This window comes from Flavobacterium sp., from assembly GCF_046155325.1.
Classification (GTDB): Bacteria; Bacteroidota; Bacteroidia; order Flavobacteriales; family Flavobacteriaceae; genus Flavobacterium.
Genome location: NZ_JBJXDQ010000072.1, coordinates 1 through 8,963 on the forward strand (window position 1 = coordinate 1; position 8,963 = coordinate 8,963).

An 8,963-nucleotide genomic window follows, 5' to 3' on the forward strand; every position below is an offset into this window, starting at 1 on the left:
ATGGTTATGTTTTATATGATCAATTGCTTCGGATTTGGGCATTGAAAAGTTACAACCATTTTGCAAAAAGCGATTTGATTGCTTTCAAAATTGAAAAAATAACCGAGCAAATCGAAATTAATTTTACTCCCAATTCAGTTGGGGAAAAATACCATGAAAGAGCCTATATCGAGGCAAATATTCAAGAATTTATGCCTTGTTCTTTTTCGCCAGCAGGTTACAAAACACAATTTGATGCTTTCGCTAACTCTCTTGCTTTGCTTTTAAATATTGGAAATTCAGATTTTCAAAACCGTATTTTGGAGCATGGCCTAAACCTTTCGAAAGAGATACCATTAGGATTAATTCCAGCATTTTGGCCTCCTATTCAAGAGCAAGACTTGGACTGGAATTTACTCAAAAATAATTGCAAGTACGAATTCAGGAATTATCCAAACGAGTTTCATAATGGGGGAAGTTGGCCAATGGTTAACGGTTTCTTTGGGTTGGCTTTGCTTGCCAAAGAAAAAAATAGCGATGCTACAACACTGTTAAACGCTATAAACCAAATTAATTCTGTAGAGAATTTCAGTTTTTACGAAAATTACAATAGTGAGACTAAAGCACCAAATGGAGTTCCTTTTTGTGCTTGGAGTGGAGCAGCTACGGTAATGTTGCATCAAAGTATATATACAAATTTTAAATTTTTAGTTTAAAATGGAAAAGACAATAGATATTATTTGTGTTGGCGAGGTGCTGATTGACTTTATTGGTCACGAAGTAAATGCGCCAATAAAAAAAGCAAGAGATTACCATCGCTATTTAGGCGGTTCTCCTACCAATGTTGCTGTTAATGCTGCAAGATTAGGATTAAATTCAGCTTTAATAGCCACTTGCGGAGACGATGGTTTGGGAGATTATATCATTCGAAAATTACAAAAATACGATGTGATTACTTCCCAAATTCGAAAATCAAAAGCAGAACCCACTTCAGTTATTTTTGTGTCAAAATCTACTGGAACACCTGATTTTATTCCGTATAGAGAAGCGGATTGCCAAATTATTAAAAGTCAAATCCCAGATGAATTATTAGAAAAAGCTAAAATTTTCCATACTACTTGTTTTGCTTTAAGTAAAAATCCAGCTCGAACCACTATTTTAGAAAGTGCCAAAAAAGCAAAAGCTCTAGGACTGCAAACCAGTATAGATATCAATTTTTCAGAAAGAATATGGACTAATCGTGAAGAAGCGCATCAAGTTTTGAAAGACTATTTGTCAAATGATCCCCTCGTGAAAGTGAGCGAAGATGATTGTTTGCGTTTGTTTGGCGAAACCAAATCTGAAGACTTTATCTTTGATTATTTTCACAAATTGGGAGCCTCAACAGTTTGTTTGACTAAAGGCAAAGATGGTGTGCAACTATCAGATACAAACCAAGGACTTCTTTTTCAACATGCGATTCCAATCAAAGAAATCAAAGATACCACAGGTGCTGGCGATGCTTTTTGGACTGGTTTTTTGTATGCCAGATTGAAACATAAAAGCTTTGACGAAAGTATTACTATAGCGCAAAAACTAGCCAGTATAAAACTCCAAAACATCGGAAGGTTACCCGATAACATTAATCTAAATAATAGTTTGGAATAAGTTTTATTTTTTTGGAGGAAACCAAAATCTAATTAAAAAATACTAAATTTGATTTCAAATCAAAGTGTATGTTTCAGTCTAAAAAAGATACTGTTTATCTAATTCTTGCAGGTATCTTCATTACCAATGCAATTGTAGCCGAATTAATTGGCGGGAAACTAATTTATGCAGGCTCTGCGGTAATGAGTATTGGCATCCTACCATGGCCAATCGTTTTTGTAACAACCGATTTAATCAATGAATATTTTGGAGAAAAAGGAGTTCGGAAGCTATCCTTAATTACAGCAAGTCTAATTGCCTACTGCTTTGTACTCCTTTTCTTTGCTTTAAAAATTCCAGCCGTAAAGGGCGAAAACCTAGTAACCGATGCTCAATTTAATGGTGTTTTTGGACAAAGTATGTGGATAATAGTGGGGAGTATAACCGCATTTTTAGTTTCGCAACTCATAGATGTAACTATTTTCCATTTTCTGAAAAACAAAACTGGCAATAAAATGATTTGGTTGCGCAGTACGGGTTCTACCGTGATTTCGCAACTATTTGACAGTTTCATTGTATTGGGAATAGCCTTTTGGATGACTGGTAAAATGACAACCGATGTTTTTATAAAATCCGCTTTTACTGGTTATTTTGTAAAATTGATTATAGCTATTGGTATGACTCCATTCATTTATTTAGGGCATTACATCATTAAAAAATATTTAGCAAAAGATAGTGATGTTAACTAAAACACGCTGTTCGTGGTGCGAAAAAGACGATTTATATCGAGATTATCATGATCACGAATGGGGAAATCCTGTTTATGACGATGCTACTCTTTTTGAATTTTTAGTATTGGAGACTTTTCAAGCGGGGTTAAGTTGGTATACCATTTTATCCAAAAGAGAAAATTTCAGAAGCGCTTTTAATCAATTTGATTATACGAAAATAGCCCATTACCAAGAAGATAAAATTCAAGAATTACTTCAAAATGCTGGAATTATCAGAAACCAACTCAAGATAAGAGCCACCGTTTCTAACGCCATTACATTTATGAAAGTACAGGAAGAATTTGGTAGTTTCTCCAACTATATTTGGAATTTTACCGGAGGAAAACCCATCGAAAATAATCCAAAAACAATGAAAGAGGTTCCAGCTACTACTCCACTTTCAGATACAATTAGTAAAGATTTAAAGAAAAGAGGGTTTAAATTTGTAGGCTCAACAGTGGTTTACGCACATATGCAAGCCATAGGAATGGTGAATGACCATGTGCAAGATTGTTGGAAAAGGAGTTAAAAAACTAAGGAGTCTCCAACATTAATTTCCCCTTCATTCAAGCAGATTAGATTGGTGCCAAAAAACACCAAATTATCAACCTTTCGGTATTTGCTTAAGCTGCGTAAAGGTTCTTTGTAGACAATTCCATTTTCGGGATTATTGTTTATCATAATACATCTGCTACATGGTTTTGCATTTTGAAATTTTACTGCTCCAATCTGAAAAAGAGTCAGAGAATCTTCCTCGTGAGCAACTGTGGTTCGAATAACAATATTGGGTCTAAATCTTTGAATTGTTATCTTCTTTTTTAATTTTTCGTTTAAGAAATCAAAACTTTTAGAACCCATTAATAAATACGGATAGCCATCGGCTAGACTTACATTTAGCGATTTGTTAAGTTGGGTACTCGTGTGTATTCTATCGCCAATTTTTACCAGTTTACAGCCAAAACCTAAAATTTCGCTAAACCATTTTGAAGTCGTGCCGTTCACTTCGAAAACAGTAGTTTCATCATCCCAGACTTTCGAAAAAATAGGTATATCCGAACTTTCACTTATTGAAAATTCATGCTTTTTGTCTAAATAGGATATTTCGATAGAACTTTCATTTATTTTGGGGAAAAACTGAGTCAAAACAGGATGATTTCGTTGGGTAATAAACTGATTCTCATTATCTATCAACATCCATCTACGGTCGTTTTCAAAACCCATTTCTTGAGCCAAAGCAGTTTCTACAGGAATGCCAGCCAAACTTTTGACTGGATAAATGTAGAGTTCGGTTACTGTATAAGATTTCAAATTCATTTTTACTGTTTTTTTACCGCGAAGGGAAAAAGATTTCGCAAAGTTCACAAATAAAATCAGTGATAATCCGTTAAATCTGTGTAAATCTGTGGCTAATTTTTATTTTAAAAACTTCATAAATTCAATTCTATCAATTTCTCTACAGCCCAAACTTTCTAGATGTTCATTATAAACTTGACAATCTAATAGTTTATAATTGTCGTTTTTCAATTGATTAACAAGGCTTATAAACGCAACTTTCGAAGCATTAGAAACTATAGAAAACATACTTTCGCCACAAAAAATACTTCCCAAGTCGATGCCATACAAACCTCCAACCAAATTATCGTTTTGCCAAACCTCAACTGATTTTGCTATTCCTAATTGGTGTAATTCACAATAGGCTTCAATCATTTCGTTTGTAATCCAAGTGCCTCTTTGACCGTTCCTTTTTACTTTTTGGCAAGAAGAAATTACTTCCCTAAAATTTTGATTGAAAGTCACTTTAAATATATCTTGATTTAAAATATTTCGCATACTCTTGGAAACTACCAATTCGTCTAAAAAAAGTACCATTCTGGGATTTGGCGACCACCAAATTATAGGTTCCCCATCTTCAAACCAAGGGAAAATTCCGCTTTTGTATGCTAAAATTAATCTTTCGGGAGATAAATTACCTCCAATGGCAAGAATTCCATCAGGATTAGCTTCGGAAACAGGTGGGAAAAATAAATGAGTAGATAGGTAATACATTTTTAATTTCAAGAATCAATAGCAATTTTAAAAAAACGAAAAAGCCAGAAATTTAAGTAAACTCAAACTTCTGACTTCGTATTTTTCAGCTTCTTTATGTCTTAGAACGGCAAATCATCTGGTTCTTCCTCGGTTAAACTTGTAGCTGGAGCAAATGCTTGTGCCGCTGGCATAGGAGCAGTTGGCGTTTGTGTAGCTTCAGCTTGTACCTTCCCAATTCTCCAACCCTGAATCGTGTTAAAATAAACGGTTTCTCCCTGTTGATTAGTCCATTCACGCCCTCTCAAATTAATATCAATTTTCACAGACTCTCCTACTTGGTAGTTGTTCAATAATTCACATTTATCTTGAACAAATTGAACCAAAATATGTTGTGGATATTGCTCATCTGTAGTAACTACAATATCTCTTTTTTTGAAACCTGCAGATCCAACCTCTTTGGTTTGATCAATCATTTTAATTTTTCCTGTAACTTCCATCTGTTCTCTATTTATAATGTTCGAATTGAAATAAAATCATATAAAAATATGCTTTACAAATATATCAATTTCTTCAATATTAGAAGTATAAGCAGAAAAATAAATTCATGTTTTTTACATTTCTAAGAAAGAAAGAATAAAACTTTATTAATTCTATTAAATACTTATATTTATACCTCAAAAATAGTTTATGCAGTTTTCTAAAAGTCGAATCACAACACGTTGGATTATCGTATTTGTTTCTTTTTTGATAGTTTCCTTGATTCTATGGAATACTTATTCTTTTTTTCAAATATTTAAAGAAGAAGAGCGTATAAAAATGGAGCATTGGGCAGAGGCACAAAAATCATTGAACAATGCTGACATTAATGCCGATATAACTTTGCCTGCATTGATTATACAATCGGCAAACATTCCTATTATTCAAACTGAAAATGATTCTATCATTAATACTTTAAACATTGATGATGATGTGTTAAAAAATAAAGTGCAGTTAAAGTCTGTTTTGAAACGATTAAAAAATCAAAATGAGCCTATTTTAATTAATATTTCTGAGGGTAAAACTCACCAATTATATTATGGTGATTCTGATTTATTAAACAAACTAAAGTATTATCCTGTGGCCTTAGTGCTTATTATTGTTTTGTTTGCTGGGATGGTTTATAATTTTTATAAAAGTACCAAAATGGCAACCCAAAATAAACTTTGGGCAGGAATGGCAAAGGAAACTGCTCATCAAATTGGCACACCACTTTCGTCTTTGATTGGCTGGGTTGAGATTTTGAAAACAGAGAACATTGACACCTCGACAGTTTTAGAAATGGAAAGGGATATTGATCGCTTACAGACTATTACAGAACGATTTTCCAAAATTGGCTCTGAGCCCATTTTAGAGAAAAAGGACATCATAGATGAAACCCAAAAATCATATGATTATTTACAATCTCGATTTTCTAAACAAGTAGAATTTACTTTCAAAGCATCCAACAATCCTATTATGGTTTTAATGAACCCTACCTTGCACAGCTGGACGATTGAAAACCTAGTTAAAAATGCCATCGATGCTATGAAAGGTCGAGGAAAATTATCTCTTGAAATACTCCACGAAGGTGGATTTGTTAGAATAAACATTTCTGATACTGGAAAAGGAATTCCTAAAAATCAATATAAAAGTGTATTTGAACCTGGATTTACTACCAAAAAACGCGGATGGGGCTTGGGATTATCACTGACCAAAAGAATTGTTGTTGAATACCACAAAGGAGATATTGAAGTACTACATTCAGAAATAGGTAATGGAACTACTATGCAGATAAGTTTTAAGGTAATGGAATTAATTTAAAGGAACTCCGAAATAAGTGAGTTTTGTAAACATTGTTTTCCGTATCAATTTACCCTTACTTAAATATGAATTTACAAATTTTAAGTGCACGTCCGACTGTAGCAATTGATCGGCAATAGATTTTTTTAAACTAGTTACATTATCATTATTGCTGCTGTTTAGAGACCCTAATTTAAAAAGATCTTCCTGACATTTTTTAAATTTTTCTATTGGCTTTGTGATTTTTGACTTAATCTCATCGTCCGGTAAAATGGGTTTAAATTTGTTATTTCGATAAAATATAAAATCATTAAATTCGTTTACAGCTTCATTATATTGAGCAACAATTTTATTGAATTTATCACTATTTTGATTTTCTCTCTCATTTTTACTTACCTCTTTGGCATAATTAAATGCCTCTAAAATTAGCTGATTTTTAATTCCATTTTTCTCAATTCTTTGAGCAGATTCAAAAAAAGCATCCCCTTTTGGCAAAGCTTCAAACCTATTTATTTCTCTGGCAAAATCAAATTCTTTTTTTGCTTTATTAACTAGTGTTTTTCCACTTATAAATTCTTGATTGGTTATTGGATAACTCATAAATTGCCATAAATAATCAAATGGCATATGAGAATGTATCATTTGGTCAGGAGCAACTTTAAAAAAGTTATTATTTATTTTTTTGAAATATTTATTTTTATCAACAAAACCAGCACCCCAGGTTGGATCAAATAAATACCATTTTTTATCAATACTAGCCGCACACCAAGCATGTGACAAAATATCTATTTTTCCGTTTTGTCTTGAATAGCCTTGTATTTGAAAAGTTTTAACCCCCACTAGATTGGCTAATTCATTAAAAATTAGAGCATAATCTTCACAAATTCCTTTTCTTGAAGTTAGTGTTTTTGCTGTTTTTTCTTTTTCTGTTAAAGTAGTTTTTGCCTCATTTAAACGTTCTAAATCATAACTAATATGAGAAACCGTCCAATAATAAACGGCTCTGATTTTATCATTATCAGATTTAAAATTAGCTGTAATATATTCAGAAATTGAAGTAGTAGCATTATTTAGATTTTCAGGAATGGCATCAATTTTTTTATCAATTAATAAATTGGCATCATTAGTTTGTCCAAATATTGAAATTGATATCGAAAAGTAAAGAAACAAGAAAATGGCTTTCATTAACCTCTAAATTAGTCGATTTATAAATTTGAACTAATTTCTTTAGCTAATATTTCAAACTCTTGTTTAGTCATAGTGACTTTATTCTGAAAACGCATTTCATCCATTTCGTTTAGTGGAATTAAATGAACATGGGCGTGTGGAACCTCTAGTCCAATAACTGTCATACCAATTCTTTTGCAAGAAACTGTTTTTTCGAGAGCAACAGCAATTTTTTTTGAAAACTGCATAAGTCCAAGATATAACTCATCTTCAATCTCAAAAATCTTGTCAATTTCTTGTTTTGGAACACATAAAGTATGTCCTTTTGCATTTGGATTTACATCCAAAAAAGCAATGAAATTATTATCCTCAGCTATTTTATAGCAAGGAATTTCACCGTTTATGATTTTGGTAAAAATGGAACTCATAGGAAATTAGAAGTTGGAAGACGGGAGTTTAAAGATTTAACGTTGTTTAAAAGATTAATTTAAGCAGCCTGAAATCTGCTAGCTGAAATCTGTAACTAGTCTCTTGAAATTTCTAGAACTTCAAATTTCAACACTCCATTTGGAACTGTTATTTCAGCAACTTCACCAACCGATTTTCCGAGTAAACCTTTTCCAATTGGGGAGGTCACCGATATTTTTCCGGTTTTCAAATCGGCTTCACTTTCGGCAACAAGTGTGTATCTCATTTCCATTCCATTAGCCTGATTCTTGATTTTTACATTTGATAAAACCAATGCTTTAGAAAGGTCTAAAGTAGTTTCATCTATCAATCTAGCATTAGAATGAACTTCTTCTAACTTTGCAATTCTCATTTCGAGCATTCCTTGCGCTTCTTTGGCTGCATCATACTCGGCATTCTCGGATAAATCTCCTTTATCTCTTGCTTCGGCTATATCTTGTGATGCTTTTGGACGCATTACACTTTTTAAATAGTCTAATTCCTCTCTTAATTTCTTTAATCCCTCAGCGGTATAATAAGATACTGTACTCATAACTTCATCGTTTATATAAAATAGAAAAAATCCCATCTGGACGGGATTTCTTTCCACAAAGATAGTAATATTTTTATTTAGTCTTTAAATATATGTTAATCATATTCATTTCAAAGTTAAATAAATTAAATTTGTTTTGCTAATTCTTTACCTTAATATCGAAAATGAAAAAATATATAGTTCTATTTTTAACTATCCCCATTTTATCGTGTTGTAACGATTCAAACTTCAACAATAACAACCCCTATTTACCAAATTATTCGGTTGCAGTTGATGTAAATATGAATTTACCTTCTTTTTCTGATTTAAAATATTCTGGTAATGGGGTATTTATTCCAGGATATGGTGTTAAGGGTGTTTTTGTTTTTAATACTGGAACTGGTTATACTGCTTTTGATGCCGCCTGCCCTAATCAAAGTTTGAGTGATTGTTCTACAATGATATTAAAAGGCAGTATTGCTCTTTGTTCCTGTGACAATGCAGAATATAGTTTATATTCCGGACAATGTATAGGAACAAAATGTGAAGGAAAGCAATACGCAATGAAACAATATCGAGTGGAAGTTAACGGGAAT

At 32.4% G+C, this 8,963-nt stretch carries 12 protein-coding genes; 6 read left to right on the forward strand and 6 right to left on the reverse strand.

The features are described 5' to 3' along the window. From ACKVOD_RS04755 to ACKVOD_RS04770, 4 genes are all read left to right on the forward strand, one after another. Positions 1-695, forward strand: a 695-nt coding sequence (locus ACKVOD_RS04755) for a glycoside hydrolase 100 family protein (protein WP_409208329.1), incomplete at its 5' end; no start/stop codon positions are given. Position 696: 1 nt separating this feature from the next. After that, positions 697-1,626, forward strand: coding sequence for a carbohydrate kinase family protein (locus tag ACKVOD_RS04760; protein WP_409208330.1), 930 nt, complete (start codon positions 697-699; stop codon positions 1,624-1,626). A 68-nt stretch (positions 1,627-1,694) separates the two neighbouring features. Beyond that, positions 1,695-2,354, forward strand: a complete 660-nt coding sequence (locus ACKVOD_RS04765) for a queuosine precursor transporter (protein ID WP_409208331.1) — start codon at positions 1,695-1,697, stop codon at positions 2,352-2,354. After that, positions 2,344-2,904, forward strand: a complete 561-nt coding sequence (locus ACKVOD_RS04770) for a DNA-3-methyladenine glycosylase I (RefSeq protein ID WP_409208332.1) — start codon at positions 2,344-2,346, stop codon at positions 2,902-2,904. The genes ACKVOD_RS04765 and ACKVOD_RS04770 overlap by 11 nt, the downstream gene beginning before the upstream one ends. On the opposite strand, the gene ACKVOD_RS04775 is transcribed toward ACKVOD_RS04770, so the two are convergent. From ACKVOD_RS04775 to ACKVOD_RS04785, 3 genes are all read right to left on the reverse strand, one after another. After that, on the reverse strand, positions 2,901-3,689 hold the full coding sequence (locus ACKVOD_RS04775; RefSeq protein ID WP_409208333.1) for an MOSC domain-containing protein: 789 nt from the start codon (positions 3,687-3,689) through the stop codon (positions 2,901-2,903). The two genes, ACKVOD_RS04770 and ACKVOD_RS04775, sit on opposite strands and share 4 nt — an antisense overlap. A gap of 99 nt (positions 3,690-3,788) precedes the next feature. Continuing rightward, the gene (gene aat, locus ACKVOD_RS04780) at positions 3,789-4,421 is read right to left on the reverse strand and encodes a leucyl/phenylalanyl-tRNA--protein transferase (RefSeq protein WP_409208334.1); all 633 of its coding nucleotides are present in this window, start codon (positions 4,419-4,421) and stop codon (positions 3,789-3,791) included. 101 nt (positions 4,422-4,522) lie between these two features. Next, the gene (locus tag ACKVOD_RS04785) at positions 4,523-4,900 is read right to left on the reverse strand and encodes a DUF3127 domain-containing protein (RefSeq protein ID WP_409208335.1); all 378 of its coding nucleotides are present in this window, start codon (positions 4,898-4,900) and stop codon (positions 4,523-4,525) included. 190 nt (positions 4,901-5,090) lie between these two features. On the opposite strand from ACKVOD_RS04785, the gene ACKVOD_RS04790 reads away from it, so the two are divergent. Then, positions 5,091-6,242 carry a sensor histidine kinase gene (locus tag ACKVOD_RS04790; protein WP_409208336.1) on the forward strand — a complete coding sequence of 384 codons (1,152 nt, stop codon included), beginning with the start codon at positions 5,091-5,093 and terminating at the stop codon, positions 6,240-6,242. Here the strand turns inward: ACKVOD_RS04790 and ACKVOD_RS04795 are convergent. From ACKVOD_RS04795 to greA, 3 genes are all read right to left on the reverse strand, one after another. Continuing rightward, positions 6,234-7,406 (reverse strand): transglutaminase domain-containing protein, encoded by a 1,173-nt coding sequence (locus ACKVOD_RS04795; protein ID WP_409208337.1) that lies wholly within the window; start codon positions 7,404-7,406, stop codon positions 6,234-6,236. The two genes, ACKVOD_RS04790 and ACKVOD_RS04795, sit on opposite strands and share 9 nt — an antisense overlap. A 20-nt stretch (positions 7,407-7,426) precedes the next feature. After that, positions 7,427-7,816, reverse strand: coding sequence for an HIT family protein (locus tag ACKVOD_RS04800; protein ID WP_409208338.1), 390 nt, complete (start codon positions 7,814-7,816; stop codon positions 7,427-7,429). Positions 7,817-7,911: 95 nt separating this feature from the next. Beyond that, positions 7,912-8,388: a transcription elongation factor GreA gene (gene greA / locus ACKVOD_RS04805; RefSeq protein WP_409208339.1), complete on the reverse strand. Its 477-nt coding sequence runs from the start codon at positions 8,386-8,388 to the stop codon at positions 7,912-7,914. Between the two features lie 164 nt (positions 8,389-8,552). On the opposite strand from greA, the gene ACKVOD_RS04810 reads away from it, so the two are divergent. Next, on the forward strand, positions 8,553-8,963 hold a 411-nt coding region (locus ACKVOD_RS04810; protein WP_409208340.1), incomplete at its 3' end, for a Rieske (2Fe-2S) protein.

What these genes read in the sequence shown, in the direction of transcription:
- ACKVOD_RS04785 (WP_409208335.1), bottom strand. Translation starts at nt 4,900, where the DNA reads ATGGAAGTTACAGGAAAAATTAAAATGATTGATCAAACCAAAGAGGTT.
- ACKVOD_RS04795 (WP_409208337.1), bottom strand. Translation starts at nt 7,406, where the DNA reads ATGAAAGCCATTTTCTTGTTTCTTTACTTTTCGATATCAATTTCAATA.
- greA (WP_409208339.1), bottom strand. Translation starts at nt 8,388, where the DNA reads ATGAGTACAGTATCTTATTATACCGCTGAGGGATTAAAGAAATTAAGA.
- aat (WP_409208334.1), bottom strand. Translation starts at nt 4,421, where the DNA reads ATGTATTACCTATCTACTCATTTATTTTTCCCACCTGTTTCCGAAGCT.
- ACKVOD_RS04765 (WP_409208331.1), top strand. Translation starts at nt 1,695, where the DNA reads ATGTTTCAGTCTAAAAAAGATACTGTTTATCTAATTCTTGCAGGTATC.
- ACKVOD_RS04800 (WP_409208338.1), bottom strand. Translation starts at nt 7,816, where the DNA reads ATGAGTTCCATTTTTACCAAAATCATAAACGGTGAAATTCCTTGCTAT.
- ACKVOD_RS04770 (WP_409208332.1), top strand. Translation starts at nt 2,344, where the DNA reads ATGTTAACTAAAACACGCTGTTCGTGGTGCGAAAAAGACGATTTATAT.
- ACKVOD_RS04760 (WP_409208330.1), top strand. Translation starts at nt 697, where the DNA reads ATGGAAAAGACAATAGATATTATTTGTGTTGGCGAGGTGCTGATTGAC.
- ACKVOD_RS04790 (WP_409208336.1), top strand. Translation starts at nt 5,091, where the DNA reads ATGCAGTTTTCTAAAAGTCGAATCACAACACGTTGGATTATCGTATTT.
- ACKVOD_RS04775 (WP_409208333.1), bottom strand. Translation starts at nt 3,689, where the DNA reads ATGAATTTGAAATCTTATACAGTAACCGAACTCTACATTTATCCAGTC.